Genomic DNA, 20,016 nt, shown 5'->3' on the forward strand with positions numbered 1-20,016 from the left:
ATCTTCGGACATCCACTCTTTGAAAAGGATGAACACCATGAACTCAAACCTCAACGCCAACCTCGACCTCGACCTCGTCAACGCACGCTCGATCGTCCCGGCCATCGGCCGCATCCTCATCGCAGCCATCTTTCTTATCAGCGGCCTCGGCAAGCTGATGGCCCCCGGGGCAACGATGGCCTATATCGGATCGCTGGGGCTTCCGGCACCGGCGCTCGGCCTGATCGGCGCATTGGTATTGGAATTGGCAGGTGCCGCGCTTCTGGTACTCGGCTACAAGACGCGGCTGGTTGCGCTGCTGTTGGCGGCCTATGCAGTGGTGACCGCGCTGATCTTCCACCACGCGCTGGCAGACCAGAACCAGATGTTCCATTTCCTCAAGAACCTCGCCATGGCTGGCGGCCTGTTGCAAGTCGTCGCCTTCGGCGCTGGCGCATTCAGCCTGGACAACCGTCGTGCGCCGACCGAGCCCGTCATCGCCTAACCGCTGGCACCAAAAGGGGCAACGAATCATGACCATTGCAACAGAACTTTTGCAGCAGCACCTCCAGTGGCTGGTTGACGACAACCAGCAATGGCAGGGGTTGATCGCTGACGACATCGTGTGGGACCTGCCCTATGCACCGAGCCTTGGCCATCCGCTTCAGCTTGACGGCCGCGACGCCGTGCTGCGGCATGCGAGCTGGTTCGCGGGTGCGGTCAAGGACTTCCGCTTCTTCGATACGGTGGTCACCGCCACCAACGACCCCCAGCACGCGATTGCGCGGGTGCGGGCCGAAGGGCTGATCTCCGCAACCGGGCGGACCTACCGCCAAGAGTACGTCGTATTCCTGACGGCGCGTGACGGACGAATCGCCCGTTTGCGGGAGTATTTCGATCCGGTACAGGCCGCGCTGGCCCTTGACGCCCCGATCGTGGGCGTCCCTTCGAGGAGCATCTGATGAAAGCCATGCAAGTTGCTGCCTATGGCAGCCCGGACGCCTTGACCATCGCCGAACTGGACGATCCCGTTCCGGGCGATAACGAAGTCCTGGTCGATGTCGCCGCTGCTGGCGTGAATCCAATCGACTGGAAAATCGTCAGTGGCGCCATGAAGACGTTCATCCCGCTGCCCTTGCCTTTCACGCCCGGGGTGGATGCCGCCGGTACAGTCATCGCAGTGGGGCGCAACGTGGCCACGCTGACCCCCGGGGACGAGGTCATGGGATTCATCGGCATCGTAGGCGCCTATGCCACGCGGGTGGTGGTGGATGCCAGCCGGCTAGCGCTCAAGCCAGCGCGGCTGAGCTTCGCCGAGGCGGCCGCGATGCCCGCCGCGACGCTAACGGCTTGGCAGGCGCTGCACGAGCACGGTGCGTTGCAGGCCGGTCAAAAGGTCCTGATCCATGCCGCGGCGGGCGGCGTGGGCAGCGCGGCAGTGCAACTGGCGAAGCTAGCCGGCGCGCATGTCATCGGCACCGCGTCGTCTGGCAATCGCGAGTACGTGCAAAGCCTCGGTGCGGCTGTGTTTATCGACTACCGCGCGCAGGATTTTGCGGAACAAGTCTCCCAAGTCGACCTGGTGCTCGACCTTGTCGGCGGCACAACGCAAGCGAGGTCGTGGTCAGTGCTCAAGCGCGGCGGCGTGCTGGTCTCCACCGTCAGCAGGCCGGATGCCGGACATGCCGGCAACGCGGCACAAGCTACCGGCAGACACTTCGCGACCCGTGCCGACGGGCCGCAACTCGCCGCGCTGGCCGGACTCCATGCATCCGACGAACTGCGTACCCACGTCGATACGGTCTTTCCCCTGTCAGAGGCCGGCAATGCCCTTGCACGGAGCATGGGCGGCCACCTACGGGGGAAGGTCGTGTTGGATGTGACCGGCTAGCGGTGGCCTAGGTACCGAAGCGGACCGCCGGCGAGAGCGTGAAGGATTCGTGCATGTCACGCACTTCCTCGACTGGCGTCCGGCCGAACAGGCGCTTGAACTCCCGGCTGAACTGGGACGCGCTTTCGTAGCCCACCCGTCCCGCTGCGGCGGCCGCGGTCACTCCGTCGCGGATCATCATCAAGCGCGCCTGATGCAGGCGGGTGGACTTGATGTACTGGATCGGCGATGTCTGCGTCACGGTGCGAAAGTTGGCATGAAACGCCGGCACGCTCATGCCGGCTTCCTCGGCCAGACGCGCGACGTTGAGCGGCGTTGCGTATTCAGTGTGAATTCGCTTGAGTGCCCGTGCCACGCGTCCGAACCGGCCGTGATGGGCCAGCGCGGCACGCATGGCCCCGCCCTGCTCGCCGGTAAGCACCCGATAGCAGATCTCCCGCACGATACCGGGCCCCAGCACCTGTGCGTCGAGCGGCGCTGTCAGTGCTTCCAGCAGTCGTATCGTGGCGCCTGCAAGATTTCCGTCAAGCCGCGTGGACACGATGCCGGTCGGCGGCGCATCGGGATGATTCCCGGCGGCACCGATCTGCGTGATCAGGTCGCTCAGCTCGATCAGGTCCAGACGGATGGACACCGCAAGCATTGGCTCCTCTGCCGAAGCCTGGGTTTCCGTCGAAAACGGTAGCGGGACAGACAGCACAAGGTAGTGCTGCGCGTCGTACACGTGGACATCATTGCCCAGGAATCCGAGCTTGCGTCCCTGGCAGACGATCACGATGCTCGGTTCGTACAGCACCGGCGTGCGCCCAAGCGGGCGGTCCGAACGCATCAGCCGCACGCTGTCGAGGGCCGACTGGGTGTAGCCCTCGTTGGGCGCCAGCCTCTCCAGCAGGCGGACCATCCGGGTGGCAGCGGGATTGCGGACATTCGACACCGCACTCTCCTGTTGTCGCAACAGACGCCATTGTAATCACCCTCCTACGCCTGCGCCAGCCGAATCGATAGGAATAGGCAATAACGGCATCGGTCCGTGTATTCGCCTTCGGGCCCCTCTTCCCTACCATTCATTCATCGGCCGACGAACCCTTATCGCTTCATTGCAGGCCGCAACCGGCACGGCGCCTTTCCCCAAACAAAAGCGGACAGGCACCGCCAAAAACGAACCGACAATAGGAGTAAGCAAGATGGCAACCACAACCACCCAATCGAAAATCATCCTGATCACCGGCGCCAGCAGCGGCATTGGCGAGGGCGCCGCCCGCCTGCTCGCCGCGCAGGGCCATCGGCTGGTGATTGGTGCCCGCCGCACCGACAGGCTCGTCGAACTGACGGAATCGCTGCAGGAGGCCGGCGGCATCGTCCGCTTCCGTGAGCTCGACGTCACCTCGGCGAAGGATGTCGCGGCATTCGCACAATTTGCGCTCGATACCTTCGGTCGCATTGACGTGCTCATCAACAATGCAGGCGTGATGCCGCTTTCGCCGCTGAACGCGCTGAAGGTCGACGAGTGGAACCGCATGATCGACGTGAACATCCGTGGCGTGCTGCACGGCATCGCTGCCGTCCTGCCGACGATGGAACAGCAAGGCCAGGGCCAGGTCATCAATATTTCCTCGATCGGCGGGCTGTCTGTGTCGCCGACCGCCGCCGTCTACTGCGCCACCAAGTTTGCCGTGCGCGCGATTTCCGACGGGCTGCGCCAGGAGACCGACAAGATCCGCGTGACCGTGATCTGCCCGGGCGTGGTCGAGTCCGAACTGGCCGACTCGATCTCCGACGACACCGCACGCTCGGCGATGCAGGAATTCCGCCGCATTGCCATCACGCCCGACGCCATCGCCCGCGCCATCGCCTACGCCGTGGAGCAGCCGGCCGATGTCGATGTCAGCGAAATCATCGTACGGCCCACCGCCAGCCCGTTCTGAGCGTCCGCCAACCCTCACGCCAACCGAAATAGGAAACCATCATGACTTCAAGCCATCGAGAAACCGGCGCCTTCTCAGGCAAGGTCGCCATCGTGACCGGCGCGGCCAGCGGCATTGGCCTGGCTACCACCGAACTGCTCCATGCACAAGGGGCTAACGTGATCGCGGTGGGGCGCGGCGCCAATGTGGAAGCACTGGCGCGGCCCGGCATCGTGCCACTGGTCGCCGATGTGGCGCGCGAAGAGAGCGCCGTGCGCGCGGTCGCCACTGCGATCGAGCACTTCGGCAAGCTCGACATTCTCGTGAACAACGCCGCGATCATCATCAACAAGCCTGTCGTCGACATGACGCTAGACGACTGGAACGGCATCCAGGCCGTCAACGCTACCGGGGCGTTCCTGTTCTCGCGCGAAGCCATGCGCGCGATGGTGCCGGCAAAATCCGGCGCGATCGTCAACGTGGGGTCCTACGCGTGCTATCAGGCATTTCCGACCATCGCCGCCTACGCAGCGTCCAAGGGCGCCCTGGCGCAACTAACGCGCGCGTTGTCGCTCGAAGCGATCGAGCACGGCATCCGCGTGAATGCGGTGGGCTCGGGCGATGTCATCACCAACATCACCAACCACATCCACGTCGACGGCCAGGCATTCCTGGCCGAGCACGGCAAGAAGGCGCCGATCCGCCGCGCGGCCAAGCCGAAGGAAATTGCCGAAGTGATTGCCTTCCTGGCATCGGAAAAGGCCAGTTTCATCGTCGGTGCTGTCGTGATGGCCGACGGCGGCATGAGCGTCGCGCTGCCCTGAATACGTTGCACCTCCAACTTCCAACTCGATAATTTTCACCATGAAAACATCATCCCGTACCTGGTTCATCACCGGCGCATCTAAAGGCGTCGGCCAGAAACTCGTCAAGCATCTGCTTGAGCAAGGTCACCGTGTGGCCGCAACGTCCCGCACCGCAGCGTCGCTCACAAAGGTGTTCGGTCAGGCATCCGACGACTTCCTTCCGCTGGAAGTGGACCTGACCGATGACCAAAGCGTCCGGCAGGCCATCGAGAAAGCCATGCAGGCGTTTGGCGCCCTCGACGTGGTGGTGAACAACGCTGGCTACGCTCAACAGGGCACCGTCGAGGCGTTGTCCGACGAGGAGCTGCGCCAGAACTTCGAAGTGAACTTCTTTGCGCCGATGGTCGTGCTGCGCCATGCGCTGCCGCATCTGCGTGGCCAACGCAGCGGGCACATCATCAATATCGCGTCGATCGTCGGCTATCAAGGCGGCTATGCGGGCTGGGGCAGCTACGTCGCGAGCAAGTTCGCGCTGGCGGGCCTGACGGAGTCACTGGCCGCGGAAGTCGCCGAACTGGGCATTCGCGCCACGGTGGTCTATCCCGGGCCGGTGCGCACCGATTTCCTAGCGAGCGGCGCCCTCGCAGTGGCCAAGCGGCAGATCGATGAGTACTTGGAGGCCAAGGCATCCCTTGACCTGCATCTCGGCACGCTGCATGGCCACCAAGCCGGAGACCCGGACAAGCTGGCACTGCTGATCATCCAAGCCGCCAGTGTCGAGTCGCCGCCGTTGCATCTGTTCGCCGGCAAGATCGCCAACGAACTGGCGGCAGTCAAAGCCAAGGCCGTCGCGACGGATCTCGACGCGTGGCGGGGTTCGTCCGAAGCCACCGATTTCTCGGACTGACTTTGCAGTATCTGAATGTCCCGGCTCTGCCGGGACATTTTTTGACGACGATAGGCGGGCAACAAACAAGTTAGGAGAGGTTCAGGCTCCTTCTCAATACCGTCGCGGGGTAGCTGCTAACGGCGGGCTCGATCTGACAACTATCGCCAACAAGCGACGTCATTCGGGTGCTAGCGGTACCTAAAACTGGCGCAGTATATTTCCGTATCGTTGTCCCGCAGATCGGGCCCCTCCGAGAAAACCAGACTCCACTGTGCAGGGGCTGCGCAGTCAAGATCGAGGCGACGAAGCCCAATGGTAACCATGGTCACCGAAAGGAGCAATTGAGCAAGGAAAGCTTCAGCACCCGCAGACCCCAAAAAGTGGGGTATCGGGCTGCACAACAGACTCATCAGATCGCCTACCTTCAAGCCGCGAAACACCCTATCGGTAGTGGTAGTCTTGATGCCGCGCCGCCCCTTCCTTCCCTTCCTTGCCGATGGCTCAGTACAGATCCGCCCGCGAAGTTAATGCGCCTCGGCCCATTGTCGCCTTTCGGATGGGTCTGATCCACGGCCGGCCGCAACTGACTTCCAATGCACTGTCATCTCGTGCGTCTCCGCAGCCCAGCCTTTTCGGGGGGGCGAGGAAGGTAGGGACTCGCAGGCGTGCCGATCGAAATCGCCCCACGATTGGGGGATGCTGCTACAGCCGCCCTACGTTTAGTATCGCGCGATACAACTATAAGCGCGGGAGGGGCAAGTGAAAGCGATACTCGGACTGTCTTCGTACGGCAGCGCCAAAGTGCAAAAGCGTGATAAGCAAAGGAACGATGTCTTTGAATCGGCTGAGCATCCGATCATGCGTTATACGTCCAAAGATATCGATTTGCGAATTATCCTCCGTGACTTTGAGAGCGTTACAGCGCCACGGCCCAGGCTGAATGCGTCAGCAATAGTCAGGGAATCAAAGCCGAACACTGTGCAGAGACCTATTACTTAAAACCCAACGTGCAATTTGGGTAGCGCGTCTGAAAAATTCTGCACGGTTTGGCTCAATTGGTTGAGGAGTTTCAGTATCCCGCGGCGAGCATTACTTCGGAGAGCTTTCATGAAGTGTCCCCCCGTATTGGCAACCGAGGCGGAGCGGCTACAAGCCCTGGCAGGATACGGGCTAGGCAGCGATAGGCCGCTGCCCAGCCTGGACCCGGTGGTGAAAATCGCCGCACGTATGTTCAAGATGCCTGTTGCTGCCGTGAACATGATCGGCAACGATCACGTATTTTTTGCGGCAAGCACGGGTTTCGAGGGCGCACAAGTCGACATGACCCGAGACGTTTCTTTCTGTGCACATGCGATCACCCGTAGCGAAGTCATGGTGGTGCCGGACGCCACGGTCGACGAACGCTTTTTCGACAATCCGCTAGTCACAGGGCCGACCAAGCTGCGCTTCTACGCCGGCGTCCCGCTGATGTCTCCAGATGGCCACGCCTTAGGTGCGCTCTGTGTGATGGACGGGCGGCCGCACTGCGACTTCTCAGAGGACGACTGCGAGCGTTTGCGCGAGCTGGCCAAGATGGCAGCGGATAGGCTGGAGTTGCGGCGCATCGAAATTCGTGCCGAGGAGCTACAAGGGTGTTCCCCGGACCTGCTGACCGATAGTCCGCCCACAGCTGTTGTGCTCTTCGATGAACGAGGAGATGTAGTTTCCTGGGACGCTGCTGCTGCAGCCCTGTATGGGTATGAGCTGACCGAGGGCTCAAGCCTGGCCTTTGGCAACCTGTTCCCCACGCGTGACAGGGCTGGATTGAATCGGTTGGTGACGGGTGCCGCGTCGGATGCGTTCGACAGGCCGCCAATGTTCGGGGGACTTCACGGTTTGCGCAAAGACGGCACGGAATTCCCTCTCAGGTTATCCGTGACGTGTGTGCGTACTGAAAAAGACAGGATGTTCAACGCCCATATTCAGGATCTCACAGCGCTGCAGCGTGAGGAACAGGCGTTAAAACGGCTTACGAACGTCGACATGCTCACCGGACTTGCCAACAGAGCGTCCTTTTACCGCCGAGTGGAAGACGCACTGACGCGTGCCTTGCCGATATCCGTAGTCATCGTGGACATTAATCGGTTCAAGGACGTCAACGCCACCCTTGGTAACGTGGTAGGCGATAGAATCCTTTGCGAACTGGCTCGCCGCTTGGAGAGAGCCGTTGGACCGAACGCTACGGTCGCACGCATCGGTGGGGATGAGTTCGCTATCCTGCAGCCAGAATGTGACGACTCCGGAAAGGCCAAGGATGTTGCTCACGCCGTGATCGGCCAGATGGCCGAGCCAATCGTCATCGACGGGCATGATGTACGCCTCTCGGTCAGTTGCGGCGTGGCCATTGCCCCACTTCATGCTCAGGAAGCGCTGGAACTAATCGGCAATGCGGAGCTTGCCCAGTTCAAGGCAGCAAGCATTGGCCACGGCCGATCGTTTGTCTTCTCTAGCGCGTTACGGAATGAAGCCGTTGCGCGCCGGATCCACAATATCGAGTTACATCGGGCCGTCAGCGACGGCGAGTTCGTTCTCTTCTATCAACCCCAGGTTCGCCTAAGCGATGGCTCTCTTACCGGTACCGAGGCGCTGATCCGCTGGCTGCATCCGCAGCATGGCCTTCTGTCTCCAGCGGCTTTCTTGCCCGCCTTGGAAGAGGGGGCACTGGCCTTGATTGCAGGATCGTGGATTCTTGACGAGGCATGTGCCCAAGCGGCGCAATGGCGCAGAGGTGGCGCCAAGGATTTCCGCATCGGCGTCAACCTCTTCGGTGCACAGGTTCACGCGAATGACATTTGTTCACAGGTCCTTTCAACCTTGGAGCGGCATGGTCTGCCACCGGAGGTGCTCGAGCTTGAGGTGACCGAGAATATCGTGCTCGATGGCGACGAACTCGTGCTGAAATCGCTCCAGCGCTTGCGTAGTCTTGGTGTGGGAATTGCCTTCGATGATTTCGGGACCGGTTATGCGTCGCTCAGCCTGCTCAAGCGCTTTCCACTGAGCCGGATCAAAATCGACCGTTCCTTCGTGCAAGGCATGCTCGAGTCAGATCGGGATGCTTCCATTGTCCGCGCGCTCATCGACATGGCACGCAGCTTCGGCCTCGAGACGATTGCCGAGGGGGTCGAAACCGAGGAGCAACGCGAACGCTTGTGCCGTCTCGGATGTCAGGAAGCGCAAGGCTACCTATTCAGTCGCCCCGTGCCAGCGTTTCAACTTGCCGAAGCCTTCAAAGCCGGCCCATCCATGGGCCGACTTTGAAGGAGGTCAATTGGCCGCTGCCATGTGGTTCGTCGGTATCGACAGAGAGCGACCCGCATACCAGTTGACGTAGTGCATTTCCCCAATTAATATCCGACCGTTCGGAAATAAATGTATCCACAATGGGGCGAACACGAGTTATTGATCAGGATCTGCTGCTAGACGCAGCCGAAGCAGTCGTCGCGCGCGACGGCGCTGCCAAGCTAACCTTGGATTCCGTGGCAGTGGAAGCCGGCGTGAGTAAGGCCAGTGTTATCTATGATCACAAGACGAAACAGGCCTTGATTGACGCCCTGGTAGCTCGAGCGCTGGCGCGCGATAATGCATTCAATCATTCGGCGGCTGAGGCGTTAGGCGATATCGACGCACGCGTGATTCGCGGCCGCATCGCCGCCGCAGCCCAGCCCCTCGCTCCCCGGCAGCGTGCTGTGGCATTGAGTCTGTGCGCTGCTCTAGCTCAAGATGCGGCATTGCGAAAGTCAATTCAGTCCAACCAGGGGGCAGTTATCGCCGCGGTGCAGCGCGATGCTGCGCAACCTGGCAAAGCATTGCTGGCGTACTTGGCGCTCGAAGGACTGAAGCTACTCGAAAGTCTGGACTTTTACACTTTCCCGAAGAAGGAGCGTGACCTCTTGCTTCGCGACATTGCTGGGCTCGTCGATCCGATTCCTCTTGCCGCCCTGCCAACGACCGCCGCCAAGCATCACCGTTGAGCATCGCTGGACCGGCGATGTTCGCGCTGCGAGCTACCGGTCGGCGGTGTTCCTCGCAGCCTCAAAAGTTTCAGGAAAAATTCTTCAATGCAAACTCCAGCTTCCGAGAATGCCGATCCGCCGTTGCCTGCTCGATTGTTTCTGACGGGAGGCAGCGGCTACGTTGGCCGCAACCTGATCAGGCACTTCACGGCGCGCGGGGCGGAAGTGATCGCGCTCGTTCGTACCGATGGAGCCCGCCGCATTGTGGAGTCTCTGGGCGCCATCCCGTTCGGGGGCGACCTGCACTCGGAGCAGCTTGTAGCCGGTATGGAGGGTTGCCAGGCGCTGATCCATGCCGCTGCGGATACCGATCATGGTCCGGCATCCGCGGCGCAGCGTCGCACGAATGTCGATGGCACGCGTAACGTGTTTGTCGCCGCCGCGAAGGCTGGCATCAGGCGCGCGGTCCATCTGAGCAGCGAGTCGGTTCTGTTGGACGGACACCCGCTTGTGGATGCGAACGAACGCATGCTCTATCCTGATCGACCTGCGGGTGGCTATTCCGCAACCAAGGCAGAAGCTGAGCGCATTGCATTGTCTGCCGTCAGCAAGGGAGTCGAGGTATGCGTGGTGCGTCCACGTTTTGTTTGGGGCCGCGACGACACGACGGCACTACCTCAACTGCTAGAGGCCGTCGATTCCGGGAGGTTCGCATGGATCGACGGCGGTCGCTACGCGACATCCTCGACGCACATCGCCAACCTGGCCCATGGCATCGAACGGGCACTGGTTGCAGGGACCTCTGGAGAAATTTACTTTATTGCGGACGCCGATTCCATCGAGTTTCGATCCTTCATCAACGCGCTGCTACAGAGCCAGGGTAGACTCGTGCCGGACAGGAACGTCCCACGGTGGCTGGTCTTTGCAATTGCCGCCGTTTGCGAACGAATTGCCGCTGTGACAGGTGGGCGCTGGCGCCCACCTGTCACGCTACAGTCTCTGGCCCCCTCCGCCGTCACTGTCACCGTGGACATCGCCAAAGCTCGCCGTGATTTGGGTTACGAGCCAGCGATTAGCCGCGAAGAGGGGCTTGCCGAGTTGCAGGCACTCCACGACGCCTGAAATATTCCACGACGGGGAGTACCCGGTGGCCATCACGCACCCGTCGGCCATCAGACGGCGGCTCCCTGGACGGCCTTCGCCAGTGGCTCAATGGTAGCCATCTCCTGGTCACTAAGTTCAATGCGTGTGGCTGCCACATTTGCTTCCAGGCGATCCGGGCGGCGCGTGCCGGGAATAGGTATCACGGTTACCCCGAGCTGCCTTGCTCGCGCGTAGAGCCAAGCTAGGGCGAGCTGCGCAGTAGAAACGCCGAGAGCGCTACTCATGCCGTCCAGCATCGATACCAAGTGACTATTTGCCTCCCGATTTTCGGCTTGAAAGCGCGGGAACTGATTGCGAACGTCCTTCGCGACGAGTCCTTCGGAAAATGCTTTTCCCGTTAGAAGTCCGCGACCGAGGGGCGCATAAGGGACCACCGCGATGCCTAACTCTGCCGCGACGGGAGCGACCTCCCGTTCAATCTGTCGACTAAAGACAGACCACTCGGACTGCAGTGCGGCGATTGGATGGATGGCGTGTGCAAGCCGCAGTTCCTCCGCGCTTACCTCGCAGAGTCCTATCGCCCGCACTTTGCCCACCTCGACCAGCTCTGCCATCGCCCCAATCGATTCATCTAGCGGAACGTCGGACGTACGCCGATGCATGTAGTACAGGTCAATGATGTCAACGCCCATTCGCTTGAGAGAGCCATCTACCGCCCTGCGGATGTAGTCAGGTCGATTACTGATGGTCCAATCGTCCGGACGATCTGCCGTCCTTGTGTAGCCGAACTTGGTGGCAACAACAGCATGCTCCCGATTCGCGCGGAGAAATGGACCGAGGAGGGTTTCGTTTGCCCCCAACCCGTACATGTCGGCCGTATCAAATAGCGTTACACCAAGGGACAGTGCACGATCGAGCGTGGCACGCGCCTGTAGGGCGTTGGTGTCACCGTAAAACTCGCTCATGCCCATGCAGCCCAGGCCCTGCACACCAACAAGTGGCCCAGCCTGGCCGAGGCGAGCCTTGGATAAAGAGGGGGTAGCGATTTGCATCCACGAGACTCCGATTCGAGATAGAGTCTGTTGTTATAAGCGTGTAGTTAGCTACAGAGTCAAGGAATTGAAGATGCGGATATCCGAATTTGCAAGACAAACGGGTCTTTCATCAGAGACGATCCGTTTCTATGTGAGCAAAGGCCTCCTGAAACCCAAACGTGGCACAGTGGGTGGGAGAAATCCCTACCAGATTTTCTCAGCCGATGACGTCACGGCCGCCCGGATGATTCTTCTGCAGAAGTCACTGGGATACTCGCTCGACGAGATCGCCGCGCTAAGCAAGGAGTACCGCTCAGGAGAGCGGTCGGCAACACGAACGGCCGAAGTGCTCCGCGCACAGATCGGCAAGCTAGAAGACAGACGCGCTCACCTGGACAACGCCCTGGCATTCCTGCATGGCAAGCTCGCCTGGATCGAATCGGGAAAGCAAGGAGACTCTCCACTGCTCCAAGCATACGAATGTCAAGATCCAACTAGCCTTTCGGTGCCAGCGCCATGACCGCCACGCCGCTACTGGTAGTCGCGCGCCGACGCATTTCCGGCGCTGTGTATTTCATTCCCAATTTGTCAGCACAACGCACAAGTGCCGGGAGTGAATCGATTTCCAGCTTGCTCATGACGTGCGCGCGATGGACCTTCACAGTTTTTTCGACGATGCCAAGAAAGTTGGCAATCTGCTTATTTCGCAGACCCGTCGTGACCATTGCCATCACCTCTCGCTCACGACTTGTCAGCCGTTCCATCTTTGCATCAAGTGCCGACTTGACTTCGCGTTCGCAATTACGTTGCGCCGCCAGATCCAGGGCGCGAGTAACTGCCCTGACCAGCCGATCTTCAGCAACGGGTTTTTCAAGCAGGTCGATTGCGCCCGCGAGCATCGTTTGCACCGTTTGGCTTACGTCAGCGTAGCCCGTCAGCATGATGAAGGGCATGTGCGGCGGGAGCAGCTTTAATAGTTCGTAACCGCTGATTCCCGGCAAAATGAGGTCGGCGACCACGCAGGTGGGACCTGTGATGGTATCCAGGGCGGGCCGAAACTCCTCGGCCGAACAAAATGTCCTTGATGAAAATCCTTTGGCGTTCAGTAGCCTACCTAACGCCTTACGAATGCTCTCGTCGTCATCCACAACAACCACAGTGCCCGTCATTGTGCACCCCCTCTAAGGAGCCAGGATTGACTCTCCTCACATTATTCAGCGCTCTCTCCGCCCACAACTGGGGTGGTACGAAAATTTTCAATACGATATTTAAAGATTTTTTGACGAACGCTTGAATTAAAAAAACTACGATGCCAGTTCGGAATCAACGTGTGAAGAACGCCAACAGAGAGGTGGTGTGGAGTCGACATCATTTTGCTTTTGCCCCGCCCCCTTGTCGTTGCGCCGGAGTCGGACGACCCGAGAGCCGTTTTTCCGTCCGAAGACCGAAGACCCTCAGACTCATTGGACAGGTTTCATTGCCAATGGCCAGTTGCAGCTCGCTTTGCAAACGACATTAAATGGCCGAACTCGGCCTTGATACTTGCTGGGCGAGCCCTCAATCTTGTCTCTCTCGCTGCTTTCGTTGCCACAGCACAACAGTGACGGCATGGTTGGGTGACTCTGGGGAATTGGCTACCCGGCCTGCCGCTGAGAGGACTATAGCCTACGCGATGGCTGGTAGGAAACCCACATTGGTGAACGCCAGGCGTATCGCGGCTTGAACCAAAAAAGTGCGGCGGCGCAAGCGTTATGTGCAGGGACCCGGGGCGCACGTGCTGTGTATCGCTGCGTCGAACGGTCGGCGCGCGATCTGCCTGCGTTGGAGGCGCAGGTCGACTGATTTTTCCGCGTTCTGCCTTCGCTGCTGCGGGCCTCGAGCTGGAGCGCCTGGAATCGCTCGCGCAGATAACAACGCGGATGCCCTCGAGCGTTTCGCCGCTGTGCGAGGTCGCTTGCGGTTTGGGCGAAAGCCGAGGACTCCCCCCGGCGAGCATTACCGCTGCGAGGATGGATTCGCGCAGCATATTCGTGCCTCCGGGTGTTTGCTCCCCTACGGTAAACTTCTCTCTGCCTGCTTTTGAACCAAATTTCTGCGGGAGGCCGGGCGTTCAAGATGAACGTTATTGGAGTCGAGATCACTACATTTGAGTATCGATTATTCTCACTCCCTGATAGAAATGCATTATCTATCGCGCTACGAGCGTTGTGCGACTTCCACCAAGGAGCCTTTCAATGCCCACGCCCCGGGTTCTTCCGCTTCACGCCCATCTATGGATGCTTTTCGGTAGTCTGGTTCTTGCGGTTGGGGCACTGACCTGTGCAATCAACTTTGTCATGACCAAGCAGACTCTGGAAAGGGCGACCGCTGACGCGATGCACCGCATCAGCCTCCACACTCTCGACGAGGTGGAAGATCTGATGCACCCAGCCCAGATGGCCGTCAAACTCGTCAGCCATAGCTCCCTTGCAGATGCGACTACATTGGAACAGCGGGTGCACAGACTCGCCTTGATTCGAGACGCGCTGGAAACTTCCCCCGTCCTGCAATCTCTGTACCTCGGATACGCCGACGGCAGCTTTTTTTACTTGCGGCTGCTGCGGACCGACGCCGAACGCCGACTGTTTCGCGCCCCTAAACAGGCTGCCTACGTCGTGCGCAGCATCGAAGCAGTCGCGCCAAGGTCGGCTGGCTCGAAAGGCAGACTGATTTATTTCGATGCGAGCATGGCGAAGGTAGGGGAATCCGAGGATGCAGGCTTTGCGGACAAATTCGACCCACGACAACGACCATGGTACCTCGGGGCGATAGGCGCCGGCGGACTGATCCGCACCGAACCCTACATGCTATTCGCCGACCAAGACGCGGGCGCGACGCTTGCCGTGCCGACGCCGAGCGGCCACGCCGTGGTGGGGGGAGACTTTCGGCTCGACTCGCTGGGACAGATGCTGGCCCGTGAAGAAAGCACGCCAGGATCGATGCTTGCGCTGCTGGATGCCGGCGGCAGGGTCATTGCAATAGATCGAAAGCCGCCGGAATCCGAATCCGCCCCGGATGCCATCAAACTGGAAGTGCTGCCTTCTGCTGCTGACTTCCAGATCCCCATTCTGACGCATGTTGCCGCGGGAATTGCAAACCTGCGATCGCAAGCGTCCGTGGGATCGGTGGAGTCGGTCGACGGCAGGAACTGGTACACCCAGATCGACCTCCTGACGCCAAGCGGTGGCAATCCGTTATTTTTAGTCGCGGCAATCCCGCAATCCGAATTGCTCAAGGACGCGCGGCGGCGGGCATTGGTGGGTTTGGCAGCGACGGCCATCATTATATTGCTTTCCATTCCACTAATTTGGTTAGCGGCGCGGCGTATTTCGGATCCATTGCATGCGTTGGCGGAGGGGTTGGAGGCGATCCACAAATTCGAGTTTCATAAGCCTGTCGTTGTGCAGTCGCGCATAAAGGAAGTCAATGCGCTGGCCGCGGCCACAGAGGTAATGCGACAGACTATTCAACGTTTTCTCATAATTGCGACAGCAGTCTCTGCAGAAACCAGACTGGAGAAACTTCTACCTTTGCTCCTCCGAAAGACGCTCAATGCGGCCGACGGCCGCGCCGGCGTACTGTATCTGGCCGATGACCAAAATTTGAAGGCGGTAGCGGCATTTGATCGAACTGGCGGGGACGTAACGGAAGACCTACCGTCGACGTCGATGGAGCAAGCCGTGCCGCTAGTGCGCTCGGCAGCCCTCACCCTTCTCCCACAGGTAGGCACCATGCAGGTCGACACAGTGAGCTCCACTGGTCTCGAGAAATTCGTATCGGGAGGCGTATGCCACGCCGCTGCGATCCCTCTCGTCACACGACTGCAAGAGCTGCAAGGTGTGATCCTTATCGTTAGAGATAGTCCGATGGAAGCTGCGCAGCTCGCCTTTGTCACGACGCTGTCGGGGCTTTGCGCAGGAGCCATCGAAGTGCGTGCGCTGACAGAGGCGCAGCGCGCGCTGTTCGACGCATTCATTAAACTGCTTGCAGGTGCGATCGACGCGAAAAGCCCGCATACGGGAGGGCATTGCGAGCGCGTGCCGCATTTAGTCAAGATGCTCGCCGCAGCGGCGTGCGAAGTAACTGAGGGCCCGTACGAGTCGTTCCAGATGACCGACTCACAGAAAGAAGCGCTACATGTTGCGGCTTGGCTGCATGACTGCGGCAAGGTGACAACGCCTGAGTACATCATTGACAAGGCGACGAAGCTCGAGACGCTTTACGATCGCATCCATGAAATTCGGATGCGATTTGAAATACTCAAGCGCGACACCGAAATTGAATTTTTGCATGCGGTTTCAGCCGGCGAGGACGAACGCGCGGCAAGGGCTTTGCGCGACGCGAAATGCCAGGCCTTAGACGATGAATTCGCATTTGTCGCCAGTTGTAACCAGGGCGGAGAATTCATGGACACCGCGCATAGGGATCGCTTGTTGGGAATTGCGTCGCGCAAGTGGCTGCGAACGATCGACGATCGACTCGGCGTTTCGCACGAGGAGTTTTCGCGCAAGGCTCGGGTGCCAGCACCGGCGCTGCCCGTATGGGAGCCACTGCTGGCCGACAAGGACGAACACATCATCGAGCGGACCGCGCACGACAGAATTCCTGCCGATAACCCCTGGGGCTTCAAGTTGAATACCCCACAACATCTTTACGATAGAGGCGAGTTGCACAACCTGCTCGTGAGCCGCGGCACACTCAGTACCGAGGAACGCTTCAAGATCGAGGATCACATCGTTCAGACACAGATCATGCTGTCGCTACTGCCATTTCCCAAAGCGTTACGCAACGTGCCGGAAATCGCGGGCGGCCATCACGAGAAGATGGATGGAACGGGCTACCCTCGACGGTTGCATCGAGAACAGATGAGCCCGCTGGCCAGGATGATGGCCATAGCGGATGTCTTTGAAGCGCTTACCGCGGCGGATCGTCCATACAAGCGTGCGAAAACGCTTTCGGAATCTATTCGCATAATGGCAACGGCTAGGGACCAGCATCACATTGACTCGGAACTATTCGACCTGTTTTTGACTTCGGGCGTCTATCTTCGCTATGCGGAACGCTATATGCGGTCAGAGCAAATCGACCACGTCGACATTGCGCAATACGTACGACCTGTCTGACGACAGCAACGCTACACTGGCATTTCTTCCAAAAAAAACCTATAAACCTTGCAAACGGCAATAATTCATATGCTTGCCGCTCAGCCTGGGACATCGTTCTCTCGCAAAGACTTTTGCTTGCCTTGAGCTCCCGAGAGAATCGGGCCGACACTCTTGAGAAGGATCAGGGATGCTCACAAAACTGAAGGCGGCGTTTCAATACTTCAACAGCGTGGTCCCGTTTCGGCTTGGCCCCGCCCTGATCACGACGGTCGTGCTGGTCACCCTGCTGCTGTGGCCGGTGCCGGCGGGGCTCACGCCCAAGGCGTGGGGACTGGTTGCCATCTTTCTGACAACCATCGTGGCGATCATCCTGAAGGTCATGCCTATCGGCGTGATGGCGATGATGGCTATCGTGGTGCTTTCGCTCTCGCAGGTGACATCGACGTCGTCCAAAGGCGCGATTGCCGATGCGCTGACCGCCTTCGACAGCCCTCTGATTTGGCTGATCGTGGTGGCCATCCTGATCTCCCGTGGTGTGAAGAAGACAGGCCTGGGTACCAGAATCGGCCTGATGTTCATCGCAATGATGGGGAAACGGACAATTGGCATCGGCTATGGGCTGGCCACCTGCGAACTGGTGTTGGCGCCGTTCACACCAAGCAATACCGCGCGTGGTGGCGGCATCGTGCATCCGATCATGAAGTCGATCGCCACGGCCTTCGACTCGGACCCGGCCAAGGGCACCGAGGACAAAGTCGGCACCTACCTGGCGTTGGTCAACTATCACGCCAACCCGATCTCTTCGGCCATGTTCGTGACCGCCACCGCCCCGAACCCGCTCGTGGTGGACTACATTGCCAAGGCAACCAATCAGGCGCTGCATCTGAGCTGGATGAGCTGGGCGCTATGCATGTTGCTGCCAGGCCTGCTATGCATGCTGGTGATGCCGCTGGTGATCTATGTATTGTCGCCGCCGCAGCTCAAGGCAACACCCAATGCGGTGGAGTATGCGCACACCGAAATGGCGAAGATGGGCCCGCTGTCGCCCAAGGAGCGGGTCATGATCTTCACCTTCGCCCTCCTGCTGCTGCTGTGGGCCAACATTCCGGCGATGCTGTTCGGCCCGGCGCTCACGCTGGATCCCACGGTGGTCGCCTTTGTCGGCCTGTTCGTGCTGATCATTACGGGCACCATCGACTGGGACGACGTGCTGTCCGAAAAGAGCGCTTGGGACACGCTGATATGGTTTGGTGCGCTGATCATGCTGGCGGAGCAGCTGAACAAGCAAGGCGTGATCGGGTGGTTCTCAACGGGCATGAGCAACGCGATCGTGGCCAGCGGCATCGGTTGGGGCGGTACTGCTGCGATCCTGGTGGCGGTTTTCGTGTTCTCGCACTACCTGTTCGCCAGCACGACGGCCCATATCAGTGCGATGATGCTTGCCTTCCTGACGGTCGGCGTCAATCTGATACCGTCAGCGTATGTGGTGCCATTCATGCTGCTGATGGCGGCCGGGTCGGCGATCATGATGACGCTGACCCACTATGCAACGGGTACGTCGCCAATCATCTTCGGCAGTGGCTACGTCACGATGGGAAACTGGTGGCGCGTCGGTTTTGTAATGTGCGTGGTCGAATTGCTGATCTTCGCGGTCGTTGGCAGTGTCTGGTGGAAAGTTCTCGGTCTCTGGTGAAGGGACTACTGAGACCCGTTTGGGCTCAGGGCGTGTTGCTCTTGCGCAATCAGGCTCATATTCCGTCCGAAACTGCCGTGACGAGCTCTTCGCCACGGTCACGGCATCATCAATAAGACCCCGTACGCCGCTGCCAGGCAGGATTCGACACAAGTTCTCCAGCGCTTTCAGGTTGGCGAGCATGGCCACGACCAGTGTCGAGCCGGACGAGCAATCGCATCAGTTGGAAGGTTCTGCACTTGCAGGGGACACTGTCCGCATGAACCCTGACCGTAGACGTTCACGTACTTTCCGTACCTCGCGAACGATACACGACCAGCGTCTTCAAAACCGAGGGCAGTCTTCACGTCCCGCTCGCCGCCGTGGCGCTCTAGGACCCGGCAGGCGCCGCAGACGCCCTGCCGCATGCAGCCGGCGCCTGTGCTTGATGGCCTTCGATGCTCAAGCGTCCCAGTCCCATCGGGTTTCCCTCCGCCGTTCGCGGCGCCAATGCCACACTGGCGCTTCCATCGAAAAGATCATATAAACCATAACATATGAAACACCGACGAAGCGCCACGCGGCCTTCGCCCAACTTTTCTCCAGACACGACGGAGGCACGCCATGCGGCAACCTAAGATCGTCATCGTCGGAGCAGGATTAGTTGGCGGGTCGGCGGCCCTATTTGCATCGGGGGCCATCCCAAGCGCGGAAATCGTGATCATCGATGTCGCGCGAGTCCGGGCTGAAGGGCAAGCGATGGACCTCGCCCACGCTGCGGCATTTTGGGGGCACAACCGCTTTTATGCAGGTGATTATGAGGACGCGCGCGGGGCGGACCTTGTCGTGATCACCGCCGGCGTTGGCGTGAAGCCGGGGGGGACGCGCCTGGACTTGGCCAAGACCAACGCGGCTATCGCGACGGAAATCGTCGATCGCCTCGCCTCCCTTGCCCCGGAAGCGATCTACCTCGTCGCGACCAATCCGTGTGATGTATTGGCCGCGGTTGTGTTTGACCGCCTGCGCGGCGCACGAGGGCGCGTCATCAGCACCGGTACTTCTCTCGACACCGGCAGGCTACGGTGGCTCCTTTCAGAACGGCTGGGCATCGTGGCACCTGCAATTCATGCCCACGTTCTGGGCGAACACGGCGAATCCGCGCTGATCGGCTGGTCCGGCGCAACGGTCTCTGGCATGCCCCTCGAAACGTTCTTAGCGAAGAGCGGCAAGGACCTTGGGCCTGCCAGTCGGGACCTGATTCTGCGCTCCGTTCACGAGGCGGCCAAGCTCATCAAGGAAGGCAAAGGCGCCACCCACTACGGCATCGCCAGTGCGATCGGGCGGATTTGCCAGGCAATAGTGCACAACACTGACCTCATTCTTACGGTGGGCATTGTGCATGCGGAAGTCGAAGGCGTGCCAGAGGTGTGCTTGTCGCTGCCGATGGTGGTCAACGGCAGTGGCGCGCAGTTGCTGGCGTATCCGGAGCTGGATTTCACCGAGCGCGAGGCCCTACGGCGCAGTGCGGGCGTCGTGAAGGACGCCACTGACAGCGTGCTAAAAGCCCGGTAGGGATTTTGCGCTCTTCAAAAACGACAAGC

General features: G+C 59.9%; 16 protein-coding genes and 1 pseudogene. 13 read left to right on the forward strand and 4 right to left on the reverse strand.

Going from position 1 to position 20,016, the window contains the following annotated elements; translation table 11 throughout:
• The first annotated feature begins 28 nt into the window (after window positions 1-28).
• Genes GA566_RS27755 through GA566_RS27765 form a run of 3 tightly spaced genes read left to right on the forward strand, consistent with a single transcriptional unit; the run spans window position 29 to window position 1,870 of the window.
• A complete protein-coding gene (locus GA566_RS27755) occupies window positions 29-484 on the forward strand; it encodes a DoxX family protein (protein WP_160474797.1) in 456 nt (151 codons plus the stop codon).
• Between the two features lie 28 nt (window positions 485-512).
• Complete coding sequence (locus tag GA566_RS27760; RefSeq protein WP_160474798.1) at window positions 513-941, forward strand: nuclear transport factor 2 family protein; 429 nt, start codon at window positions 513-515, stop codon at window positions 939-941.
• The gene (locus GA566_RS27765; protein WP_160474799.1) at window positions 941-1,870 is read left to right on the forward strand and encodes an NADP-dependent oxidoreductase; all 930 of its coding nucleotides are present in this window, start codon (window positions 941-943) and stop codon (window positions 1,868-1,870) included. The genes GA566_RS27760 and GA566_RS27765 overlap by 1 nt, the downstream gene beginning before the upstream one ends.
• Before the next feature lie 7 nt (window positions 1,871-1,877).
• Here the strand turns inward: GA566_RS27765 and GA566_RS27770 are convergent, their stop codons facing one another.
• Complete coding sequence (locus GA566_RS27770) at window positions 1,878-2,771, reverse strand: AraC family transcriptional regulator (protein ID WP_202126985.1); 894 nt, start codon at window positions 2,769-2,771, stop codon at window positions 1,878-1,880.
• A 283-nt stretch (window positions 2,772-3,054) separates the two neighbouring features.
• Between GA566_RS27770 and GA566_RS27775 the strand changes: the two genes are divergently transcribed.
• The 6 genes from GA566_RS27775 to GA566_RS27800 all read left to right on the forward strand — a co-directional run bounded on the left by GA566_RS27775 (window position 3,055) and on the right by GA566_RS27800 (window position 10,583).
• On the forward strand, window positions 3,055-3,795 hold the full coding sequence (locus tag GA566_RS27775) for an SDR family oxidoreductase (RefSeq protein ID WP_160474801.1): 741 nt from the start codon (window positions 3,055-3,057) through the stop codon (window positions 3,793-3,795).
• Window positions 3,796-3,836: 41 nt separating this feature from the next.
• Entirely contained in the window at window positions 3,837-4,598 is a 762-nt protein-coding gene (locus GA566_RS27780; RefSeq protein WP_160474802.1) for an SDR family NAD(P)-dependent oxidoreductase, read from the forward strand.
• A gap of 40 nt (window positions 4,599-4,638) precedes the next feature.
• Complete coding sequence (locus GA566_RS27785; RefSeq protein WP_160474803.1) at window positions 4,639-5,487, forward strand: SDR family oxidoreductase; 849 nt, start codon at window positions 4,639-4,641, stop codon at window positions 5,485-5,487.
• 1,089 nt (window positions 5,488-6,576) lie between these two features.
• Window positions 6,577-8,766 carry an EAL domain-containing protein gene (locus tag GA566_RS27790; protein WP_160474804.1) on the forward strand — a complete coding sequence of 730 codons (2,190 nt, stop codon included), beginning with the start codon at window positions 6,577-6,579 and terminating at the stop codon, window positions 8,764-8,766.
• 122 nt (window positions 8,767-8,888) lie between these two features.
• Window positions 8,889-9,479, forward strand: a complete 591-nt coding sequence (locus GA566_RS27795) for a TetR family transcriptional regulator (RefSeq protein WP_160474805.1) — start codon at window positions 8,889-8,891, stop codon at window positions 9,477-9,479.
• Between the two features lie 87 nt (window positions 9,480-9,566).
• Window positions 9,567-10,583, forward strand: a complete 1,017-nt coding sequence (locus GA566_RS27800) for an NAD(P)-dependent oxidoreductase (RefSeq protein WP_160474806.1) — start codon at window positions 9,567-9,569, stop codon at window positions 10,581-10,583.
• Window positions 10,584-10,633: 50 nt separating this feature from the next.
• Here GA566_RS27800 and GA566_RS27805 read toward each other — a convergent pair whose 3' ends face one another.
• On the reverse strand, window positions 10,634-11,617 hold the full coding sequence (locus GA566_RS27805) for an aldo/keto reductase (protein ID WP_160474807.1): 984 nt from the start codon (window positions 11,615-11,617) through the stop codon (window positions 10,634-10,636).
• Window positions 11,618-11,690: 73 nt separating this feature from the next.
• On the opposite strand from GA566_RS27805, the gene GA566_RS27810 reads away from it, so the two are divergent.
• A complete protein-coding gene (locus tag GA566_RS27810; protein WP_160474808.1) occupies window positions 11,691-12,119 on the forward strand; it encodes a MerR family transcriptional regulator in 429 nt (142 codons plus the stop codon).
• Here the strand turns inward: GA566_RS27810 and GA566_RS27815 are convergent.
• A complete protein-coding gene (locus GA566_RS27815; protein ID WP_160474809.1) occupies window positions 12,094-12,768 on the reverse strand; it encodes a response regulator transcription factor in 675 nt (224 codons plus the stop codon). The genes GA566_RS27810 and GA566_RS27815 overlap by 26 nt on opposite strands.
• A gap of 1,167 nt (window positions 12,769-13,935) precedes the next feature.
• Between GA566_RS27815 and GA566_RS27820 the strand changes: the two genes are divergently transcribed.
• Both GA566_RS27820 and GA566_RS27825 read left to right on the forward strand, forming a co-directional pair.
• A complete protein-coding gene (locus GA566_RS27820; RefSeq protein ID WP_237380876.1) occupies window positions 13,936-16,761 on the forward strand; it encodes an HD domain-containing phosphohydrolase in 2,826 nt (941 codons plus the stop codon).
• A 169-nt stretch (window positions 16,762-16,930) separates the two neighbouring features.
• The gene (locus tag GA566_RS27825) at window positions 16,931-18,436 is read left to right on the forward strand and encodes a DASS family sodium-coupled anion symporter (protein WP_160474811.1); all 1,506 of its coding nucleotides are present in this window, start codon (window positions 16,931-16,933) and stop codon (window positions 18,434-18,436) included.
• Between the two features lie 54 nt (window positions 18,437-18,490).
• Here GA566_RS27825 and GA566_RS33410 read toward each other — a convergent pair.
• Window positions 18,491-18,723: pseudogene (locus GA566_RS33410) on the reverse strand (NADH-ubiquinone oxidoreductase-F iron-sulfur binding region domain-containing protein); the annotation flags it as partial.
• 316 nt (window positions 18,724-19,039) lie between these two features.
• Here GA566_RS33410 and GA566_RS27830 point away from each other — a divergent pair.
• Entirely contained in the window at window positions 19,040-19,987 is a 948-nt protein-coding gene (locus GA566_RS27830) for a lactate dehydrogenase (protein ID WP_160474812.1), read from the forward strand.
• The last annotated feature ends 29 nt before the right edge of the window (window positions 19,988-20,016 follow it).

It is taken from the genome of Cupriavidus sp. SW-Y-13 (assembly GCF_009793345.1).
In the GTDB taxonomy this organism is placed as follows: Bacteria; Pseudomonadota; Gammaproteobacteria; order Burkholderiales; family Burkholderiaceae; genus Cupriavidus.

Bases quoted from the DNA above. Each gene is read 5' to 3' on its own strand.
- GA566_RS27755 (WP_160474797.1), top strand. From the start codon at position 29: ATGAACACCATGAACTCAAACCTCAACGCCAACCTCGACCTCGACCTC.
- GA566_RS27760 (WP_160474798.1), top strand. From the start codon at position 513: ATGACCATTGCAACAGAACTTTTGCAGCAGCACCTCCAGTGGCTGGTT.
- GA566_RS27765 (WP_160474799.1), top strand. From the start codon at position 941: ATGAAAGCCATGCAAGTTGCTGCCTATGGCAGCCCGGACGCCTTGACC.
- GA566_RS27770 (WP_202126985.1), bottom strand. From the start codon at position 2,771: ATGGTCCGCCTGCTGGAGAGGCTGGCGCCCAACGAGGGCTACACCCAG.
- GA566_RS27775 (WP_160474801.1), top strand. From the start codon at position 3,055: ATGGCAACCACAACCACCCAATCGAAAATCATCCTGATCACCGGCGCC.
- GA566_RS27780 (WP_160474802.1), top strand. From the start codon at position 3,837: ATGACTTCAAGCCATCGAGAAACCGGCGCCTTCTCAGGCAAGGTCGCC.
- GA566_RS27785 (WP_160474803.1), top strand. From the start codon at position 4,639: ATGAAAACATCATCCCGTACCTGGTTCATCACCGGCGCATCTAAAGGC.
- GA566_RS27790 (WP_160474804.1), top strand. From the start codon at position 6,577: ATGAAGTGTCCCCCCGTATTGGCAACCGAGGCGGAGCGGCTACAAGCC.
- GA566_RS27795 (WP_160474805.1), top strand. From the start codon at position 8,889: ATGGGGCGAACACGAGTTATTGATCAGGATCTGCTGCTAGACGCAGCC.
- GA566_RS27800 (WP_160474806.1), top strand. From the start codon at position 9,567: ATGCAAACTCCAGCTTCCGAGAATGCCGATCCGCCGTTGCCTGCTCGA.
- GA566_RS27805 (WP_160474807.1), bottom strand. From the start codon at position 11,617: ATGCAAATCGCTACCCCCTCTTTATCCAAGGCTCGCCTCGGCCAGGCT.
- GA566_RS27810 (WP_160474808.1), top strand. From the start codon at position 11,691: ATGCGGATATCCGAATTTGCAAGACAAACGGGTCTTTCATCAGAGACG.
- GA566_RS27815 (WP_160474809.1), bottom strand. From the start codon at position 12,768: ATGACGGGCACTGTGGTTGTTGTGGATGACGACGAGAGCATTCGTAAG.
- GA566_RS27820 (WP_237380876.1), top strand. From the start codon at position 13,936: ATGACCAAGCAGACTCTGGAAAGGGCGACCGCTGACGCGATGCACCGC.
- GA566_RS27825 (WP_160474811.1), top strand. From the start codon at position 16,931: ATGCTCACAAAACTGAAGGCGGCGTTTCAATACTTCAACAGCGTGGTC.
- GA566_RS27830 (WP_160474812.1), top strand. From the start codon at position 19,040: ATGCGGCAACCTAAGATCGTCATCGTCGGAGCAGGATTAGTTGGCGGG.